Here is an 18,555-nt window from a genome sequence, read left to right on the forward strand (position 1 = left end):
AGCCCCGCTTGTCCGTCAGATGACCACGCTTCATATGCCTGTTTAGTGCGGATGAGGTAGAATTCGCCCCCTCTTTCTACCGCCCAGCTGATTTTCTCAGGGGAATGCTATGTTCAGCCGTGATTTGACTATCGCCCGTTATGACGCCGAATTGTTTGCCGCGATGGAGCAAGAAGCCCAGCGCCAGGAACATCACATCGAGCTGATCGCCTCGGAGAACTACACCAGCCCAGCGGTGATGGAAGCCCAGGGTTCGGTACTGACCAACAAGTACGCTGAAGGCTATCCAGGCAAGCGTTACTACGGCGGTTGCGAATACGTCGACATCGTTGAGCAGCTGGCCATCGACCGCGCCAAGGAGCTGTTCGGCGCCGATTACGCCAACGTCCAGCCGCACTCCGGCTCGCAAGCCAACAGCGCCGTGTATTTGGCCCTGCTGGAAACCGGTGACACCGTACTGGGCATGAGCCTGGCACACGGCGGCCACCTGACCCACGGCGCCAGCGTCAGCTTCTCCGGCAAAATGTACAACGCTGTGCAGTACGGCATCACCGATGCCGGCCTGATCGACTATGACGAAGTTGAGCGCCTGGCTGTTGAACACAAACCGAAGATGATCATTGCCGGCTTCAGCGCCTACTCGCAGGTACTGGACTTCCCACGCTTCCGCGCCATTGCCGATAAAGTGGGCGCTTACCTGTTCGTCGACATGGCACACGTGGCCGGCCTGGTGGCTGCTGGTGTGTACCCGAACCCGGTGCCGTTCGCCGACGTGGTTACCACCACCACTCACAAAACTCTGCGCGGCCCGCGCGGCGGTCTGATCCTGGCTCGCGCCAACGAAGCGCTGGAGAAGAAATTCAACTCCGCGGTATTCCCAGGCGGCCAAGGCGGCCCGCTGGAGCACGTCATCGCCGCCAAGGCCGTGTGCTTCAAGGAAGCCCTGCAGCCTGAGTTCAAGACCTACCAGCAGCAAGTGATCAAGAACGCCCAGGCTATGGCCAGCGTGTTTATCGAGAACGGCTACGACGTGGTTTCCGGCGGTACTGAGAACCACCTGTTCCTGCTCAGCCTGATCAAGCAGGACATCACTGGTAAAGATGCCGACGCCGCTCTGGGTCGTGCCTTTATCACCGTGAACAAGAACAGCGTGCCGAACGATCCACGTTCGCCGTTCGTCACCTCCGGCCTGCGCATCGGCACCCCAGCCGTGACCACCCGCGGCTTCAAGGAAGACGAGTGCCGCGCACTGGCTGGCTGGATCTGCGAGATCCTCGCCAACCTGGGCGACGAAGCGGTCGAAGCGCGCGTGCGCGAGCAAGTCAAAACGGTCTGCGCCAAGTTCCCGGTTTACGGCAACTAAACATCGGCTGCTGCTGAAAAGCCCGCCTCCTGGCGGGCTTTTTTATACCTGCCGAACCACCCTCAGCAGCGATAAAACCAAGCCAGCGGCAGCAGCCTTGGCTATAGTGGATAAAACCTCGCAGGAGTTTCTTTGCATGAGCGAAACAGCCAATGAGCGTCGGCGCTTTCACCGCATCGCTTTCGACGCCCCCACCGAGATCGTGCAAGGGGAACGACGCTGGGCAGTCGAATTGCATGACGTGTCGCTGAAAGGTCTGTTAATCAAGCGTCCTAACGGTTGGAATGGCGACCCCAATCAGCCATTCGAGGCCAATATCCAACTGGCCGATGACACCCGTGTGCGGATGGAAGTGGTGCTCACCCGCACCCAGTCTGACCTGCTCGGTTTTGTCTGCCGGCATATCGACCTCGACTCGATCAGCCACCTGCGCCGCCTGGTGGAGCTCAACCTCGGTGATGACAGCCTGCTGGAACGCGAACTCGCCGCCCTCGGCGAAGACGAATAAAAAAGGAGGCCTCGGCCTCCTTTTTTCATCCTGCCTGAGCGGATTTAGAACGTGTTTACGATTTCGCGAGCTAGAGCTAGACAAGACAAAAACAGCCGAGAAACGCAGCGCAGCGGAGTAACCGCCAACGGCTGACCCGCAGGGTGAGCGAAGCGAATCACGCGCAGTTTACGAGCTGTAAATGAGCATTCCGAGGCTGTTTTTAACGCCGGATGGCCGACGCGCAGCAGATCGTAAACAGGTTCTTACTCGAACAACGCATCCAGCGCTTGCTCCAGGCGCGTTACGGCAATCACCTGCAACCCTGGCGGCGGATCTTTTGGCGCATTGCCCTTGGGCACAATGGCGCGCTTGAAGCCGTGTTTGGCCGCCTCCTTCAAGCGCTCCTGACCACTGGGCACTGGACGAATCTCGCCGGACAGGCCGACCTCGCCAAACACCAGTAAGTCATGCGGCAGCGGCTTGTTACGCAGGCTGGAAATGACTGCCGCCATCAGCGCCAGGTCGGATGCGGTTTCCAGCACCTTGACCCCGCCCACCACGTTGAGAAACACGTCCTGGTCATAGGTCGGGATACCGCCATGCCGGTGCAATACGGCCAGCAGCATAGCCAAGCGGTTCTGATCCAGGCCCAGGGTGACGCGGCGCGGGTTGGCCATATGGCTGGTGTCAACCAGCGCCTGCACCTCCACGAGCATCGGCCGGGTGCCTTCCCAGGTGGCCATCACCACGCTGCCGGGCACTTCTTCCTGGGCCCGGGTGAGGAAGATCGCCGAAGGATTGGTGACCTCTTTCAGGCCCTTGTCGGTCATGCCGAACACGCCCAGCTCGTTGATCGCGCCAAAGCGATTCTTCACCGCGCGCAGCAGGCGCAGGCGGCCATCGGACTCGCCCTCGAAATACAGCACGGTATCGACCATATGCTCAAGCACACGCGGCCCGGCCAGCGCGCCTTCCTTGGTCACGTGGCCGACCAGGAAAATCGCCGTGCCGCTCTGCTTGGCAAAGCGCACCAGCAACGCCGCGCTCTCACGCACCTGGGCGACGCCGCCAGGAGCCGACTGCAGCTGCTCGGTAAAGATGGTCTGGATCGAGTCGATCACCATCACTTTGGGCTTTTCCACCCGCGCGGTGGCGATGATGCTTTCAATGCAGGTTTCAGTCATCACCTTGAGCTTGTCTTCCGGCAAGCCCAGGCGGCGGGCGCGCATGGCTACCTGCTGCTGGGATTCCTCACCGGTGACATACAGCGCGGGGAAGCGCGTGGCGATATTGCACAGGGTCTGCAGCAGGATGGTCGACTTGCCGATACCGGGGTCGCCGCCAATCAGCACCACCGACCCGTCCACCAGACCGCCGCCCAGCACGCGATCCAGCTCGCCAGAGGCCGTGGAGAAACGCGGCACCTCCTCGACGCTGACCTCGGCAAGGGTCTTGATCTGCACCTGATCACCCGCCCAACCGGCGCGGCCGCTGGGAGTGGCTGCGTTGGCTTCAAGCAGGGTTTCCACCAGGGTATTCCAGGCCCCGCATTCGCCGCACTGGCCGGCCCATTTCGGGAAGGTGGCGCCGCACTCGGTGCAGCCATACATGCGCTTGGCCTTGGCCATGCCGGACTCCTATAAACGCTGAGCCCGGATCATACGAAATAGCTGGATATATTTACAGTCCCGCGCAGCTATCCCTTGCAACCGTTACCACAGCCACAACATTGCCCGGCAGCGCGTTTCAGACGACGCGCGAGATCATCCTTGAGGCCAACCCGCTCCTGCTTGAGGGCCAGCAGCGCCTCATCAGCCAGCAGTTCGCTGCCCGCCTCGATCCGGCAGATACGTTTATCCAGGGTTTCGTAGGTATCCGCCAGGCGGGCGAAGTTGGCATCGCCAAGACGCAGCTCATGCAGCACGCCGCGCAGTTCGGGGAAATCCTTGATCAGCGGATGGTGTTCAACGTGCATGCGGATAGCCCTCTGAGATAGTCACTGTTTGCAGACTATCCCTCGAACCGGGCCCCGCACTTGACCCGGATCAAAGCAATACCGTTATTACGCGCCGCTAAGAAAATCGGCCAATTCATCCTTGAGGCTAACGCGCTGCATCTTCAGGCCCAGCAGCAACATCTCATCCATGGCCACCCGCCCGCTCTCCGCCTCATAGATGCGCTTATCCAGCTCTTCATACTCCTCGACCAAGCGAGCGAAATGGCCATTGCTAGACAGCAAGGTATGCAGCTGCGTCTTGAACTCGGGAAACTCGCGGTGCAGCGGATGATGTTCCAGTGGCATAACGGCATCCTCATGGCGGATTCCCCTTGAGCCTAGCCCAGTAGCGCAGGCTCTGCCGAAACGGTCCAGCTGCACGGATGGAGAGCGACTTCTGCTATCTTTGCCCAAGCATCAGGAACCACTTACGAGAACAGGTTATGAGTACGACATCAGGATGTTCGGCTTGCCGTGACGGCCAAAGCTTGGATTTCCCCATCAGCATGGCCTTTCAGCCCATTATCAACCTGAGCACGGGCGCCATTTTCGCCCACGAGGCGCTGGTGCGCGGCAAAAACGGTGAGTCCGCTGGCAGCCTGCTGAGCAAGCTCAACGCGGATAATTTGTATCCGTTCGACCAAGCCTGCCGAATTACGGCGCTGGAGTGGGCAGCCAAACTGCAAGTGCCGGCCATGGTCTCGATCAACTTTATGCCCAACGCGGTGTACAAACCCGAGACCTGCATCCGCGCCACGCTGGAGGCCGCTTCGCGATTCAACTTCCCGCTGGAGCGGATCATCTTCGAGGTCACCGAACAGGAGCAGGTGCTGGATATCGACCACCTCACCGGCATCCTGCGCGCGTACCGCAAACAGGGCTTTATGACCGCTATCGATGACTTCGGCGCCGGTTATGCCGGGCTCAATCTGCTGGCCGACTTTCAGCCTGACCTGATCAAGCTGGACATGCAGCTGATCCGCAATATCGAGCAAGACAGCGTGCGGCAGATCCTGGTCGAAGCAACCCTGCAGATGTGCCGCAAGCTGAATATCCGGGTGATTGCCGAGGGCATCGAAAGCATCGGTGAACTGCACGCATTACGCGATATGGGGGTGGAACTGTTCCAAGGCTACCTGCTGGCTAAACCTGCGTTCGAGTCGCTGCCCGAAGTCCACTACCCGGGCTGATAAGTAGCTGGCAAGCGGCGCGTGCTGGATTACACTCAGCGCAACCTCACCTACCAGGGAATGCAGCATGAGCATAATCAGTGAATTCAAAGCCTTTGCGGTCAAGGGCAACGTGGTCGACATGGCCGTGGGCATCATCATCGGCGCGGCCTTTGGCAAGATCGTCTCGTCCTTTGTTGGTGACGTGGTGATGCCACCGCTGGGCGTGCTGATTGGCGGCGTGGACTTCACTGATCTGGCCATCACCCTGAAGGCTGCCGAAGGTGATCTGCCTGCTGTGGTGTTGGCCTACGGCAAATTTATCCAGACCGTGCTCGACTTCCTGATCGTCGCATTCGCCATTTTCATGGGCATCAAGGTGCTCAACAAACTCAAGCGCGAAGAAGAAGCGGCACCCGCAGCACCGGCCCCACCGACCAAGGATCAGGAACTGCTGAGCGAGATCCGCGACTTGCTCAAGTCGCAACAAAGCCGAGACTGACGCCCCGTGTGGAGGGCCGAGCGCCCTCCCGTACATGATTTGTTGCAGGACAGAACGTTGGGCTACCGCACGTTCGTGTAAATTAGCCACCCCTTGGCTACTTTTCCCCCTCAATGACCCTCCTGATTGCGTTTGCAGTTCTATCCATCCTCGTATCCTTTATCTGTTCGATTCTTGAAGCGGCGCTGCTGTCCCTGACGCCTAGCTATATCGCCCAGCAAAAAGCGACCAGGCCTAAGCTCTACGAGCGTTTGAAGGGGCTTAAAGACAAGATCGACCAGCCTCTGGCCGCCATTCTTACGCTGAACACCGTGGCCCACACAGTTGGCGCTACCGGCGTGGGTGCGCAGGTCACAGTCGTGTTTGGCGACGGCTACTTGGGCATTGCCTCAGCAGTGATGACGCTGCTGATTCTGGTCCTCTCGGAAATCCTGCCCAAGACCATTGGTGCGCGTTACTGGCCAACCCTGGCGCCATTCCTGCCGAGCCTGCTGGGCGGCATGATCCTGCTGCTCAAGCCGTTTATCTTCATGTCCGACATGATCATGCGGCTATTTGGCGGCAAAGAGCCTGAGCACGACATCCGTCAGGAGATCAAAGCCTTGACCCTGCTCGGCCGCGAGGTGGGCAAGCTCGATGAAGACGAACAACGGGTTATCAGCAACATCCTCGACCTGCATGAAATCAAGCTGCGCGACATCATGACGCCACGGATTGTCTGCGAGTTTGCTGCACCCGATGACACGCTCAGTGCGTTCAAGGCGCGCGTGAAGGAAAGCCAGTTTTCCCGCTACCCGGTTATCGGTGAGGATGAAGCACCACTGGGCGTGGTGTTCCGCTATGACGCCCTGGGCGCCGATGCGGATGAAGCGCCGGTGTCCAGCATCCTCAAACCGCTCAAGGTGGTTTCCGACAGCATGAACGTCGAAAACCTGATGACGCAGATGATGCATGAGCGTCAGCACATGTGCCTGGTGTATGACGAGTTCGGCAGCTGGCGCGGCCTGGTGACCATGGAGGACATCATGGAAACCATCATCGGCAAGCCGATCCTCGACGAAACCGACGACATCCCGAATATGCGCCGCTTCGCCAAGCGCCGCTGGGAACACCGGATCAAGGCCATCCGCGAGGAATAAGCGCTACCAGTAGTTCTCCACCGCCACCTGCCCCGGCCGCCGGGTCAGACTGAGCTGCAGGTCGCGCTGTTTCAGCAGCGCGCGGGTGTCGTCGATCATCTGCGGGTTGCCGCAGATCATCAGCCGCGAATGCTCTGGTTCCAGGCTCAGCCCCGCCGCCCGCTCCAACTCGCCATTGTCCAGCAAGGTGGTGATGCGCCCATGCAAACAACCGGGCACTTGCTCACGGGTGACCAGGGGCAGATAGACAAACCGCTCGGCGTATTCCTGCAGATGCTCCTGCTGCATCAACCCGTGAATCAGTGGCTGATAGGCCAGCTCACTGGCCGTGCGCGCGCTGTACACCAGCACCACACGGGCGAAGCGCTGCCACACCTCCAACCCCTGCAGAATCGACAGAAACGGCGCGAGCCCGGTGCCACTGGCCAGCAGCCAGAGGTCACGGCCATCGGCAAAACGATCGAGGGTAAGAAAGCCCAACGCCTGTTTTTCAACTAACAGACTGTCGCCGACCTGCAGCCGACTCAGCTCGGAGGTGAACTCACCGCCCGGCACGACAATAGAGAAAAATTCGAGAAACTCATCATGCGGCGCCGAGGCCATCGAATAGGCGCGCCAGACCACCGAACCGTCGGCCTTTTCTACGCCAAGACGGGCGAACTGCCCGGCGCGAAAGCGAAATCCGGCATCGCGACTGCAACGCAGGCTGAACAGGCTGGGTGACCAGACCTGAATAGAGCTAAGGGTTTGCCGCGTGTACTTGTCGTCACTGGTCATACGAATACCGGGCCTATGCAGATTGCACAGGCCCAGTGTGGCGCAACGTCGGCCGGACAAACACCGGCAAAACCTGGGGGCTCTTGGCTTTGCCCTAAGCCCGCGCTCAGCGGCGGTTGACGGCCTGCGCGGCGCGCAACACATCGGCACCGATTTCCGCTTCGTAGGTCTTCCACATCGGGCTCAATGCGGCGCGCCAGGCGGCACGCTCATCGTCGGTCAAGGTGACCACTTTGGCATGGCCGGCGGCGATGATGCGCGCGCGATCATTGTTGTTCAGCGTTTCGGCATCCTTATTCACCGCGAAGGACACTTCATCGATGATCGCTTCCAGCTCGGTGCGGGTTTTGTAGGGAATGCTGGTCCAGAACTCCTTGCTGCTGATCAGCATATAGCTCAGCGAACCATGGTTGAGCTCACTGATAAACGGCTGCACGGTGTCGACCTTCTGGCTGGCGATATTCGACCAAGGGCCTTCGGTGCCCTGGATGGTGCCAGCCTGCAGCGCCTTGAATGCCTCGGCGAATGGCATCTTCACGGTCTTGGCACCGAGCTGGCCAAACTGTGCCTGCAACACCGACGAGGGCTGAATGCGGAAAGCCAGGTCTTTGGCATCTTCGGGCTTGCGCAGCTCGCGGCTGGAGGTCAGCTGCTTCATGCCGTTGTTCCAGTAGGCCAGGCCATAGATGCCCTGGTTGGACATGGCGTGCAGCAGCTCGCGGCTCTTGTCGCGCTTCTGGAAGCGTTTGACCGCCTCCAGGTCGTCGAACAGGAACGGCAGGTCGAACACCTGCAATTGCTTGGTGTAAGCCTCGAACTTGGACAGCGACGGCGCCAGCATCTGCACCTTGCCCTCGCGCAGTGCGTTGATCTCCTCGCCATCACCGAACAGCGTCGAGTTCGGGTAAACCTCAACCGCCACCTGACCGGCCAGGCGCTCTTCCACCAGCTTCTTGAACAGCAGCGCGCCCTTGCCCTTGGGGGTGTCTTCGGCCACCACATGGGAGAACTTGATCACGATGGGCGCCGTGCCTTCGGCCTGGGCCGGGCTTGCCGCGACCAGCAATGCGCTGAAGGTTAAGGACAACAGTGACTTGAACATGAACATACCTTTTTGCAAATAGAACGCCGTGAAGCCTGCATGGGCAGGCCTCATTGAGTGGGGGTGTGGGCTATGGATGATTCGGTGGACGCGGCAGAGTGCTGCACGGCCCTGATCATCAGGCGCTACCAGATCGCAGCCGGGCTTAATGCTCGGGGCCTGGTTATTATTTGAATGCCGACCTTGCTGGCTCATGCTTGCTGACTGACGGGTATCAGACACGACTGAGCAGATCCACAAGGGGGCGGCATTCTTCGGTAAAGCCGTGCGCGGCACAACTGCGATTTGCTGAACCAGCTCTCAGTTCCGAGACTTTTCCGCCACTTGCACCGACAATAGCGACCAACTGCACTTTTTATCGCGCCCTTGCGGCCCGCCACCCGAGTTTTCCATGCCTGTGTTCAGTACCCCGTTCGCCCAACTCGATCTGCTCCGCCAACCCGACCAGCCCCATGAGCCGCTGCAAGCGTTCGATGCGGCGGACGAATACCTGCTCAACCATCTGCATGAACAAGGGCTGACGAGCAACACGCGGGTATTGGTGCTGAATGACAGCTTCGGTGCCCTGGCGGCCAGCCTCGCTGGGCAGGCGCGCGTGACCAGCAGCGGCGACTCACACCTCGGCCACCTGGGCTTGCAGGTCAACCTGCTGCGCAATCAGTTGCCGGCGGATGCCATGACGTTTGTACCGGCCAGCGCAGTCGCTCAGGGGCCGTTTGATGTGGTGCTGATTCGCGTACCGAAAACCCTGGCGCTGCTGGAGGAGCAACTGATTCGTCTGCACGGCCAGCTCGCGCCAAACGCGCAGGTGATTGCCGCCGCCATGGTCAAGCACCTGCCGCGTGCTGCCGGTGATCTGCTGGAGAAATATATCGGCCCGGTGCAGGCCTCGCTGGCGGTGAAAAAAGCCCGCCTGCTGTTTGCCACATCAGAGGCCAAACCCGCACCTGTATCGCCCTACCCGACGCGTTATCGCCTGGAAAAGCCGGCTATCGAGCTGCTCAACCACGCCAATGTGTTCTGCCGCGAAGACCTGGATATCGGCACCCGCGCCTTCCTCCCGCACCTGCCCAAACACCTCAGCCGCGTGCGCGTAGCAGATCTCGGCTGCGGCAACGGCATACTCGGCATTGCCTATGCCTTGGGCAGCCCGCTGGCCGAGCTAACGTTGGTCGATGAGTCCTACATGGCGGTGCAATCCGCCGAAGAAAACTGGCGTGCGGCACTGGGTGAGCGCCCGGTCGAGATTCGCGCCGGCGATGGTTTAGCCGAGCAGGCGGAGGATTCGTTGGATCTGGTGCTGTGCAACCCGCCGTTCCACCAGCAACAGGTGGTCGGCGATTTCCTCGCCTGGCGCATGTTCCAGCAGGCCCGCGCCGCGCTGGTGACCGGCGGCGAGCTGTGGATAGTCGGCAACCGCCACCTGGGCTACCACGCCAAGCTGAAACGGCTATTCCGTGGTGTCGAACAGGTGGCGGCGACGCCGAAGTTTGTGGTGCTTAAAGCGATCAAATAAGCCACGCCGTTACGGCGTGCCCATCCCAGCCGCCTGCATAAACAGGCGCAGCAGATAGGACACCGCCCCCAGGGCCAGCACACTGCCGGCCCAGATTGCTACCAACCAGCCGAGGCGTTGCCACAGCGGCTTTTTCTCTTCTACGTCATTCATCTTGCGCCCTCATAACTTACTTGAGGTCTCGCGAGCTAGAGTCCTGCAAGGCAAAAACAGGCGAGGAAGCGGAGTGTACTTTTGTACATGAGCATTCCGAGCCTGTTTTTAACGCCGCAGGGCCGACGCGCAGCAGACCGGAGCCGAGCCTCAGTGATAGCCATCTTCTTCAGTGACCTTGCCGCGGAACACGTAATAACTCCAGGCGGTGTACATCAGGATGAAGGGAATGATGAACAGCGCCCCAACCAGAATAAAACCCTGGCTCTGCGGCGGTGCGGCGGCTTCCCAGATGCTGATCGATGGCGGGATGATATTCGGCCACAGGCTGATGCCCAGGCCGCTATAGCCGAGGAAGATCAGCGTCAGGGTCAGCAGAAACGGTGAGTAGTTGGCGTTGCGCGCCACCGCGCGCAGCAGCGCCCAAGTGCACAGCAGCACCAGCAGCGGTACCGGCATAAACCAGAAGATATTCGGCAGGCTGAACCAGCGCTCGGCAATTTCCGTATGGGCCAGTGGTGTCCACAGGCTGACGATACCGGTGACGCCAAGCAGCACAAACACCAGTGGCCGCGCCATATCGTGCATCTGCAGCTGTAAGCGGCCTTCGGTCTTCATGATCAGCCAGGTGCAGCCGAGCAAAGCGTAAGCGGCAATCAACGCCAGGCCGCAGAACAGCGAGAACGGCGTAAGCCAATCCAGCGCGCCGCCGACATAGACCCGATCAACCACCTTGAAGCCGTCGATATAGGCCCCCAGCGCCACGCCCTGGAAGAAGGTCGCAGTCAGTGAGCCACCGATAAATGCTTTGTCCCAGAGGTGACGCTTGGCGGCCTTGGCTTTGAAGCGGAACTCAAAGGCCACTCCACGGAAAATCAACCCAAGCAGCATAAAGATCAGCGGCAGGTACAACGCACTGAGCACCACCGCGTAGGCCAGCGGAAAGGCCCCGAACAGCGCCGCGCCGCCGAGCACCAGCCAGGTTTCGTTGCCATCCCAGACCGGTGCCACGGTGTTCATCATCACATCGCGCTCGCCTTCGCTTTTGACGAAGGGAAAGAGGATGCCGATGCCCAGATCGAAGCCGTCCATAACCACGTACATCATCACCCCGAAGGCGATGATCACGGCCCAGATCAGCGAGAGATCAATGCCCATATTCAATTCCTCTCAGCCAGCGAGTCAGTTTCGCCCTCTTCCAAGCCCTCTTCAGGCGCGGACAGCGGACGCGACGGCGTGCGTTTCTGGCCTGGGCCGCCTTCAGCGGGTTCCTTGCCTTCGTCGGTGATCGGGCCTTTGCGCACCAGGCGCATCATGTAGCTGATACCGGCACCAAACAGGGCGAAATACACCACCACAAACAGAATCAGGGTCAGGCTCATCTGCGCAAAACTGTGCCCGGACGAGGCATCGGCGGTGCGCATCAGGCCGTGGATAATCCAGGGCTGACGACCGATTTCCGTGGTGTACCAGCCGGCGAGGATGGCGATGATCCCCGACGGGCCCATCCACACGGCCAGATGGAGGAACGGCCGGCTTTGAAACAGCTTGCCGCGACTGCGCAGCCACAGGCCCCAAAGACCGGTGAGGATCATCAGCATGCCCAGGCCAACCATGATCCGGAAGGTCCAGAACACGATGGTTGAGTTAGGCCGATCTTCCTTGGCGAACTCCTTGAGCGCCGGCACCTGCTTGTCCAGGCTGTGGGTGAGAATCAGGCTGCCGAGGGCGGGAATCTCGATTTTGAAGCGGGTTTCTTCGGCTTCCATATCCGGCCAGCCGAACAGGATCAGCGGGGTCGGCTCATCGCCATGATTTTCCCAGTGGCCTTCGATCGCCGCGATCTTCGCGGGCTGATACTTGAGGGTATTCAGACCATGGAAGTCGCCAATCACTGCCTGGATCGGCGCGACGATCAGCGCCATCCACATGGCCATCGATAGCATCTTGCGGATCGCCGGGTTGTCGCGACCGCGCAGCAGGTGCCAGGCCGCCGACGCGCCGACGAAGAAGGCGGTGGCGAGGAACGCTGCCGTGGCCATATGCGCCAGGCGATAAGGGAACGAAGGGTTGAACACCACGGCGAACCAGTCCACCGGAATCACCCGGCCGTCGATGATCTCGAAGCCCTGCGGGGTGTGCATCCAGCTGTTGGAGGCGAGAATCCAGAAGGTCGAGATCAGCGTGCCGACCGCCACCATCACCGTGGAGAAGAAGTGCAGGCCCGGACCGACGCGGTTCCAGCCAAACAGCATGACGCCAAGAAAGCCCGCTTCGAGAAAGAACGCAGTCAGCACTTCATAGGTCAACAGCGGCCCGGTGACCGCCCCGGCAAAGTCGGAGAAGGCGCTCCAGTTGGTGCCGAACTGGTAAGCCATGACCAGACCGGAAACCACGCCCATGCCGAAGTTGACAGCAAAGATTTTCGCCCAGAAGTGGTACAGGTCGCGGTAAACCTCCTCCCCGGTCTTCAGCCACAGCCCTTCGAGCACCGCCAGGTAACTGGCCAGGCCGATGGTGATGGCCGGAAAGATGATGTGAAAGGAGATGGTGAAAGCGAACTGGATTCGAGCAAGGTCGAGAGCCTCCAATCCAAACATGGCGTTTCCTCAGTCAGGTGATACGGGGCACGGCCACGGGCGCGCATGCCAGTCACGGGTATTCAGTCGGGGGATTATTGTTCTGGGTGAGGCAACTAGCGAGCAGGGCAAAAGCCCTCACAACCGCACGCCGAAGGTGTTGACGCGGGTCAATGCATGTACAGAGAGTAGCGTTTGCCGGGGTAAGTTCAGCTGTGGTCGATTGTCGCGCGACCAGCTGCCACAAGCACTGCGCGCAGACACAATCTGCCCCTGGCAGCTTGTGCAAGCTCACACCAAGCCCCTAGGCTGCACCTCCCCCAGTTATCGCTTGAGCCTTTTCGGCCATGTCCCAGCTTCTGCTCCGTCAGCACCGCCCATTCCTGGCCTTCTGGTTCGCCCGAGTGTTCACGGCCAGCGGCTTCCAGATGATTACCGTGGCGATTGGCTGGCAGATGTATTCGCTGACCGGCAACGTGCTGGACCTCGGCCTGGTCGGGCTGATCGAATTCCTGCCGAAGATCCTGTTTATCCTGCTCACCGGGCATGTCGCCGACCGTTTCGACCGGCGCAAGGTGGCGGCGCTCTGCCAGGGCGCACAGGGGCTGATTGCTCTGGGCCTGCTGCTGGGCAGCAGCGCCGGCGGTATCAGCCGCGAAATGATCTTCGTGATTGCCTTTCTGCTCGGCACCGCCCGCGCCTTTGAGATGCCGACCACCCAGGCGCTGCTACCGAATATCGTGCCGCCCGGGCTGTTTCCCGCTGCCGTGGCAGCCTCCGCATCGGCCATGCAGGCCGCCACCATCATCGCGCCGGCGCTGGGCGGTTTGCTCTATGCGCTCGGTACGCACTGGGTCTATGGCCCGGCCGTGCTGTTATACGGTTGCGCCCTGAGCCTGATGCTCAGCCTGCCGGCGCGCCAGTTGCCGCTTAAACAGAAAGTCTCGTTGGATTCGCTACTGGCCGGCTTTCGCTTTATCCGCAGCCGCCCTGCCGTGTTCGGCGCGGTATCGATGGACATGCTGGCGGTGCTACTCAGCGGCGCCACCGCGCTGCTGCCGGTGTTTGCCAAGGACATTCTGCTCACCGGGCCCTGGGGCCTCGGCCTGCTGCGTTCGGCACCGGCCGTTGGCGCGCTGCTGATGTCGTTGTGGCTGGCGCGGTTTCCCATTGAGCGGCGGGTCGGCCCGGTGATGTTTACCTCGGTGGCGATATTCGGCGTGGCGACCATCGGCTTCGGCCTGTCCACCTCACTCTGGTTCAGCCTGGCAGCGCTGGTAGTGCTGGGCGCAGCGGACATGATCAGCATGGTGATTCGCGGCGCCTTCGTGCAGCTGCAAACCCCGGACGAGATGCGCGGCCGGGTCGGCGCGGTCAACGGCCTGTTTATCGGTGCGTCCAATCAGCTCGGCGACTTCCGCGCCGGGGTCAGCGCGGCCTGGTTCGGCACCGTACCGGCGGTGCTGATCGGTGGCGTCGGGGCCATTCTGGTCACTGGCCTGTGGATGCGTTTGTTCCCCGAGCTGGCCAAACGTGACCATCTGCACCTGCAAGGGCCTGAGCGAAGTAACGACTAGCTGACCAACATGGCCTCAGCGACCTGCTTGCGCACGGCCTTGCCGCACAGCTGTTCGACCAGGGTCAGAGCGAACGCCAGGGCGGTGCCGGGACCCTGACTGGTGATGCAGTTGCCATCAACCACCACTGACTGATCGACAAACACGCAACCGCTGAGGCGATCACTGAACGCCGGATAACAGGTCATGCGCCGCTGCCTGAGCACGCCGTATTGCTGCAGGGCCAGCGCGGGCGCTGCGCAAATGGCGGCAAACAGCTTGCCGGCCTTGGCCTGCTCGCGTACCCGCTCGGCCAACGGCTCGTGCTCGGCGAGGTGTTGTGCGCCAGGCATGCCGCCGGGCAACACGATCAGGTCGAAGGGCTGGGCCAGAACGTCGACCAGCATGGTATCGGCGGTCAATCGCGTGCCACGGGCACAGGTGATCATCCGTCGGCTTTCGATGCTGGCCACCACCACCTCAACCTCGGCCCGCCGCAGTACGTCAATCAGGGTTACGCATTCGAGGTCTTCAACACCATCGGCAACGCTGATAAGAGCCCGTGCAGTCATCGTTTCGCTCCTTGTTCTGGCCGTGCATAAACTGTCCGAGCGGTCATAAATTCACCAGCTCCAGACGAGCTGATATGATGCGCGCCTTTTTCCAGATCGCCAGCAAAAACATGCACCCACGCGTGGATGTGCTTTGCTTTCGGTTTGCATAAACACGGCAAGAAGGCCGTTACGGGGAGCTCCACATGCTGGAAAGATTGTTCCAACTCAAAGCCCACAACACCACGGTGCGCACCGAGCTTCTGGCGGGCCTGACCACCTTCCTGACCATGGCCTACATCCTCTTCGTCAACCCCAACATGTTGGCCGAAACCGGTATGGATAAAGGTGCCGTATTCGTTGCCACCTGCCTGGCAGCGGCGATTGGTTCAGCCATCATGGGCCTGCTGGCCAACTACCCGATTGCTCTGGCACCGGGCATGGGCCTGAACGCCTTCTTCACCTACACCGTGGTGCTGACCATGGGATACACCTGGCAGACTGCTCTCGGCGCGGTGTTTCTCTCCGGCGCAATCTTCTTCCTGCTGTCGATCTTCAAGATCCGTGAGTGGATCATCAACAGCATACCGCTGGCCCTGCGCTCGGGTATCGCGGCGGGCATCGGCCTGTTCCTGGCCATCATTGCGCTGAAAAACGCTGGCATCGTGGTGGACAACCCGGCCACCCTGGTCGGCCTCGGCGACCTGAGCAAGGGCGGCCCACTGCTGGCCTGCCTGGGGTTCTTCGTAATTGCCGCGCTGGCTTACCGCCGCGTAACCGGCGCGGTGATGATCGGCATTCTGCTGGTCACTGGCCTGTCGATTCTGTTCGGCTTGTCGCAGCTCAATGGCGTGGTGTCGATGCCACCGTCACTGACCCCGACCCTGATGCAGCTGGACATCATGGGCGCGCTGGATATCGGCCTGCTCAGCGTGATCTTCGCCTTCCTCTTCGTTGACCTGTTCGACACCTCCGGCACCCTGGTCGGCGTGGCGCAAAAAGCCAACCTGCTGGACAAGGACGGCAAGATGCCAAAGCTCGGCCGCGCCCTGCTGGCTGACAGCACCGCGACCATGGCCGGCGCGGCGCTGGGCACCTCGACCACCACCAGCTATATCGAGTCCGCTGCGGGCATCAGTGCCGGCGGGCGAACCGGTCTGACCGCCTGCGTGGTGGCCATGCTGTTCCTTCTGGCGCTGTTCTTCGCTCCGCTGGCCGGCGCCGTACCGGCCTTCGCCACCGCACCGGCACTGCTGTTTGTCGCCGTGCTGATGATGAGCAGCCTGGCGCAGATCGACTGGGACGACCTCACCGTCGCCGCCCCCGTGGTAGTTGCCGCCCTGGCCATGCCGCTGACCTTCTCGATTGCCAACGGCATCGCCTTCGGCTTTATCGCCTGGACCCTGATCAAGCTGCTGGCCGGCCGCTGGCGCGACCTCAACCCGGCGCTGGTGGTGCTCTCGGTGCTGTTTGCGATCAAACTGGCGTACTTCGCCTGATGACCCAGCGGGTGAGCCCTTACTCACCCGCCTCCATTTGAAAAGAGTCCTGCATGAGCCGTTCCCAGTTCGATCCCGCCAACTACGCCGCCCAACTTGCGGAGAAGCAGCAGCGCCTGATCGAGCTGTTGGCACCCTTCAATGCGCCCGCCCCCGAGGTATTCGAGTCGCCGCGCGAGCACTATCGCCTGCGCGCCGAATTCCGCTTGTGGCGTGAAGGTGAGGATCGCCACTACGCGATGTTCGAAGCCGGCGATAACCTCAACCCGATTTTCTTTGAAGACTTCCCCATCGCCAGCGCGCAGATCAATGCGCTGATGCCGCGCCTGAAGGCTGCCTGGCAGGCCAGCAGCGCCCTGAGCTTCAAGCTGTTCCAGGTCGAGTTTCTCACCACCCTGGCCGGCGACGGACTGATTACCCTGTGCTACCACCGCCCACTGGATGCCGCCTGGCAGGCCGACGCTGAAAAGCTCGCCGCCGAGCTGCAGGTCAGCATCATTGGCCGCTCCAAGGGCAAGCGCATCGTCATCGGCAAGGACTACGTCGAAGAAAAACTGCAGGTCGCCGGGCGCACCTTCAGCTACCGCCAACCGGAGGGCGCGTTTACTCAACCCAACGGTGAAGTGAACCAGAAGATGCTCGCCTGGGCCTATAACGCGCTTGGTGAACGCTCGGACGATTTGCTTGAGCTGTACTGCGGCAACGGCAACTTCACCCTGCCGCTGGCCACACGCGTGCGCAAGGTACTGGCCACCGAGATCAGCAAGTCCTCGGTCAACGCCGCACTGGCCAACCTGGCCGACAACGGCGTGGACAACATCACGCTGGTGCGCCTGTCTGCCGAGGAGCTGACCGAAGCGCTGAATGACGTGCGACCGTTCCGTCGCCTAGCCGATATCGATCTGAAAAGTTACGACTTCGGCTGCGTATTCGTCGACCCGCCGCGCGCTGGCATGGACCCGGACACCTGCGAGCTGACCCGACGCTTCGAGCGCATTCTGTATATCTCCTGCAACCCGGAAACCCTGGCCGCCAACATCGCCCAGCTGAATGACACCCACAAGGTGACGCGCTGCGCGCTGTTCGACCAGTTCCCCTACACCCACCATATGGAGTCGGGTGTGCTGCTGGAGCGCCGTTAAGCCTACAGGCGCTGCAAGCCGCGCAGCGCCCAATAGCTCAGCCCTGCCGATACCACTTCCAACAGCAGCGCGTAGAGATTGAACGTCTGCTGCGCGCCACCATCCAGCCACAGCCCGCCAATGCGTGCCAACGCCAGCGCGCTGTAGAGCAGCACCAGCAGAGTCAGCGCAGCGCGCGTCAGCTCCAGCCGACTCAGCGACAAGCCGAGAAACGCCGCCAGCCCCAGTTGCAAGCCACCGTAGAACGCCCGCATATCCGTGGCGGCTGCCGGCGACATCAGCAACATACCGCTGAGGTTGGCCATTTCATGGGGACGCACAAAATAGGCCAGCCCCAGCCCCGCCAATGCCAACAGTTGAATCACCAGTACTGCGCGTGCAAACAACATGAACACCCCCTCCCCCTGAAATCGAGCACGCAGCATAAGCTGCGCCCGTCCGATTCGGAAATCGCCGGTGGTTGCCCACGGCCGCCCGGCGCTATGCTCAGCCTTTCACCTGCCAGGAGTTACCCGATGCGCCAGTTGCTTGTTCTCGCCGGGCTGTTTGTCAGCAGCCTGAGTTTCGCCGCCGAACCCCTGACCATCGACGTGCATCGCGATGCCAACTGCGGTTGCTGCAAGGCCTGGATCAGCCACCTGCAGGACAACGGCTTCAACGTTGTTGATCATGTAGAAACCGATATGAGTGCGGTCAAACAACGCCTGGGCGTGCCGCCGCGCCTGTCCTCCTGCCATACCGGAGTGATCAACGGGCAGTTTGTCGAAGGCCATGTACCGGCCGCCGACATTCTCAAAATGCGCAAACAGCCCGACCTGCTCGGCGCAGCCGTACCCGGCATGCCAGCCGGCTCACCGGGTATGGAATACGGCAATGTACGCGACGCTTATCAGGTCATAGGCCTGGATAAGCAAGGCGCAGAGCGGGTGATCAGCGAATACCCCACCATTGAATAAGTGATGACTGCACCGGCGCAGCTCACGCCAGCGGATGACACTCACGCTCGACAGACACAGGACGA

At 61.0% G+C, this 18,555-nt stretch carries 20 protein-coding genes; 10 read left to right on the forward strand and 10 right to left on the reverse strand.

Annotation, left to right across the window (positions count from 1 at the left end; translation table 11 throughout):
• Positions 1 to 109 precede the first annotated feature (109 nt).
• Together glyA and HCI85_RS05545 are read left to right on the forward strand one after the other, a co-directional pair.
• Positions 110 to 1,363 (forward strand): serine hydroxymethyltransferase, encoded by a 1,254-nt coding sequence (gene glyA / locus HCI85_RS05540; RefSeq protein ID WP_167142813.1) that lies wholly within the window; start codon positions 110 to 112, stop codon positions 1,361 to 1,363.
• Positions 1,364 to 1,499: 136 nt separating this feature from the next.
• Positions 1,500 to 1,871, forward strand: coding sequence for a PilZ domain-containing protein (locus HCI85_RS05545; RefSeq protein ID WP_090249454.1), 372 nt, complete (start codon positions 1,500 to 1,502; stop codon positions 1,869 to 1,871).
• A gap of 245 nt (positions 1,872 to 2,116) precedes the next feature.
• Here the strand turns inward: HCI85_RS05545 and radA are convergent, their stop codons facing one another.
• The 3 genes from radA to HCI85_RS05560 all read right to left on the reverse strand — a co-directional run bounded on the left by radA (position 2,117) and on the right by HCI85_RS05560 (position 4,155).
• Positions 2,117 to 3,481: a DNA repair protein RadA gene (radA, locus tag HCI85_RS05550; RefSeq protein WP_090249458.1), complete on the reverse strand. Its 1,365-nt coding sequence runs from the start codon at positions 3,479 to 3,481 to the stop codon at positions 2,117 to 2,119.
• Between the two features lie 68 nt (positions 3,482 to 3,549).
• Positions 3,550 to 3,828, reverse strand: a complete 279-nt coding sequence (locus tag HCI85_RS05555; protein WP_167142816.1) for a YdcH family protein — start codon at positions 3,826 to 3,828, stop codon at positions 3,550 to 3,552.
• Between the two features lie 87 nt (positions 3,829 to 3,915).
• Positions 3,916 to 4,155, reverse strand: a complete 240-nt coding sequence (locus HCI85_RS05560) for a YdcH family protein (protein WP_167142819.1) — start codon at positions 4,153 to 4,155, stop codon at positions 3,916 to 3,918.
• Between the two features lie 137 nt (positions 4,156 to 4,292).
• Between HCI85_RS05560 and HCI85_RS05565 the strand changes: the two genes are divergently transcribed.
• The 3 genes from HCI85_RS05565 (at position 4,293) to HCI85_RS05575 (ending at position 6,659) form a co-directional block, all read left to right on the forward strand.
• Positions 4,293 to 5,039 carry an EAL domain-containing protein gene (locus HCI85_RS05565; protein WP_160085590.1) on the forward strand — a complete coding sequence of 249 codons (747 nt, stop codon included), beginning with the start codon at positions 4,293 to 4,295 and terminating at the stop codon, positions 5,037 to 5,039.
• A 67-nt stretch (positions 5,040 to 5,106) separates the two neighbouring features.
• Complete coding sequence (gene mscL, locus HCI85_RS05570) at positions 5,107 to 5,520, forward strand: large-conductance mechanosensitive channel protein MscL (RefSeq protein ID WP_160085591.1); 414 nt, start codon at positions 5,107 to 5,109, stop codon at positions 5,518 to 5,520.
• Positions 5,521 to 5,633: 113 nt separating this feature from the next.
• The gene (locus HCI85_RS05575; protein WP_167142822.1) at positions 5,634 to 6,659 is read left to right on the forward strand and encodes a CNNM domain-containing protein; all 1,026 of its coding nucleotides are present in this window, start codon (positions 5,634 to 5,636) and stop codon (positions 6,657 to 6,659) included.
• A gap of 3 nt (positions 6,660 to 6,662) precedes the next feature.
• Here HCI85_RS05575 and HCI85_RS05580 read toward each other — a convergent pair whose 3' ends face one another.
• Positions 6,663 to 7,436, reverse strand: coding sequence for a ferredoxin--NADP reductase (locus HCI85_RS05580; RefSeq protein WP_167142825.1), 774 nt, complete (start codon positions 7,434 to 7,436; stop codon positions 6,663 to 6,665).
• 106 nt (positions 7,437 to 7,542) lie between these two features.
• The gene (locus HCI85_RS05585) at positions 7,543 to 8,538 is read right to left on the reverse strand and encodes a DctP family TRAP transporter solute-binding subunit (RefSeq protein WP_167142828.1); all 996 of its coding nucleotides are present in this window, start codon (positions 8,536 to 8,538) and stop codon (positions 7,543 to 7,545) included.
• A gap of 391 nt (positions 8,539 to 8,929) precedes the next feature.
• On the opposite strand from HCI85_RS05585, the gene HCI85_RS05590 reads away from it, so the two are divergent.
• Positions 8,930 to 10,054 carry a methyltransferase gene (locus tag HCI85_RS05590; RefSeq protein WP_167142831.1) on the forward strand — a complete coding sequence of 375 codons (1,125 nt, stop codon included), beginning with the start codon at positions 8,930 to 8,932 and terminating at the stop codon, positions 10,052 to 10,054.
• Between the two features lie 9 nt (positions 10,055 to 10,063).
• Here the strand turns inward: HCI85_RS05590 and HCI85_RS05595 are convergent, their stop codons facing one another.
• From HCI85_RS05595 to HCI85_RS05605, 3 genes are all read right to left on the reverse strand, one after another.
• The gene (locus HCI85_RS05595) at positions 10,064 to 10,207 is read right to left on the reverse strand and encodes a DUF2474 domain-containing protein (protein ID WP_090249480.1); all 144 of its coding nucleotides are present in this window, start codon (positions 10,205 to 10,207) and stop codon (positions 10,064 to 10,066) included.
• Between the two features lie 150 nt (positions 10,208 to 10,357).
• On the reverse strand, positions 10,358 to 11,365 hold the full coding sequence (gene cydB, locus HCI85_RS05600; protein WP_167142834.1) for a cytochrome d ubiquinol oxidase subunit II: 1,008 nt from the start codon (positions 11,363 to 11,365) through the stop codon (positions 10,358 to 10,360).
• 2 nt (positions 11,366 to 11,367) lie between these two features.
• Positions 11,368 to 12,807: a cytochrome ubiquinol oxidase subunit I gene (locus HCI85_RS05605; RefSeq protein WP_167142837.1), complete on the reverse strand. Its 1,440-nt coding sequence runs from the start codon at positions 12,805 to 12,807 to the stop codon at positions 11,368 to 11,370.
• A gap of 326 nt (positions 12,808 to 13,133) precedes the next feature.
• Here HCI85_RS05605 and HCI85_RS05610 point away from each other — a divergent pair, with 326 nt between their 5' ends.
• Complete coding sequence (locus HCI85_RS05610) at positions 13,134 to 14,363, forward strand: MFS transporter (RefSeq protein WP_167142840.1); 1,230 nt, start codon at positions 13,134 to 13,136, stop codon at positions 14,361 to 14,363.
• Here HCI85_RS05610 and HCI85_RS05615 read toward each other — a convergent pair.
• Positions 14,360 to 14,914 carry a DJ-1 family glyoxalase III gene (locus HCI85_RS05615; protein ID WP_167142843.1) on the reverse strand — a complete coding sequence of 185 codons (555 nt, stop codon included), beginning with the start codon at positions 14,912 to 14,914 and terminating at the stop codon, positions 14,360 to 14,362. The two genes, HCI85_RS05610 and HCI85_RS05615, sit on opposite strands and share 4 nt — an antisense overlap.
• Before the next feature lie 185 nt (positions 14,915 to 15,099).
• Here HCI85_RS05615 and HCI85_RS05620 point away from each other — a divergent pair, with 185 nt between their 5' ends.
• Positions 15,100 to 16,392, forward strand: a complete 1,293-nt coding sequence (locus HCI85_RS05620; RefSeq protein WP_160085601.1) for an NCS2 family permease — start codon at positions 15,100 to 15,102, stop codon at positions 16,390 to 16,392.
• Between the two features lie 53 nt (positions 16,393 to 16,445).
• Positions 16,446 to 17,534: a tRNA (uridine(54)-C5)-methyltransferase TrmA gene (gene trmA / locus HCI85_RS05625; RefSeq protein ID WP_167142846.1), complete on the forward strand. Its 1,089-nt coding sequence runs from the start codon at positions 16,446 to 16,448 to the stop codon at positions 17,532 to 17,534.
• Positions 17,535 to 17,536: 2 nt separating this feature from the next.
• On the opposite strand, the gene HCI85_RS05630 is transcribed toward trmA, so the two are convergent.
• Positions 17,537 to 17,923 carry a DUF4345 domain-containing protein gene (locus HCI85_RS05630; RefSeq protein ID WP_090249500.1) on the reverse strand — a complete coding sequence of 129 codons (387 nt, stop codon included), beginning with the start codon at positions 17,921 to 17,923 and terminating at the stop codon, positions 17,537 to 17,539.
• Between the two features lie 126 nt (positions 17,924 to 18,049).
• On the opposite strand from HCI85_RS05630, the gene HCI85_RS05635 reads away from it, so the two are divergent.
• A complete protein-coding gene (locus HCI85_RS05635; RefSeq protein WP_167142849.1) occupies positions 18,050 to 18,490 on the forward strand; it encodes a DUF411 domain-containing protein in 441 nt (146 codons plus the stop codon).
• Positions 18,491 to 18,555 lie beyond the last annotated feature (65 nt).

Source organism: Pseudomonas sp. OTU750018 (genome assembly GCF_011636575.1).
In the GTDB taxonomy this organism is placed as follows: domain Bacteria; phylum Pseudomonadota; class Gammaproteobacteria; order Pseudomonadales; family Pseudomonadaceae; genus Aquipseudomonas; species Aquipseudomonas peli.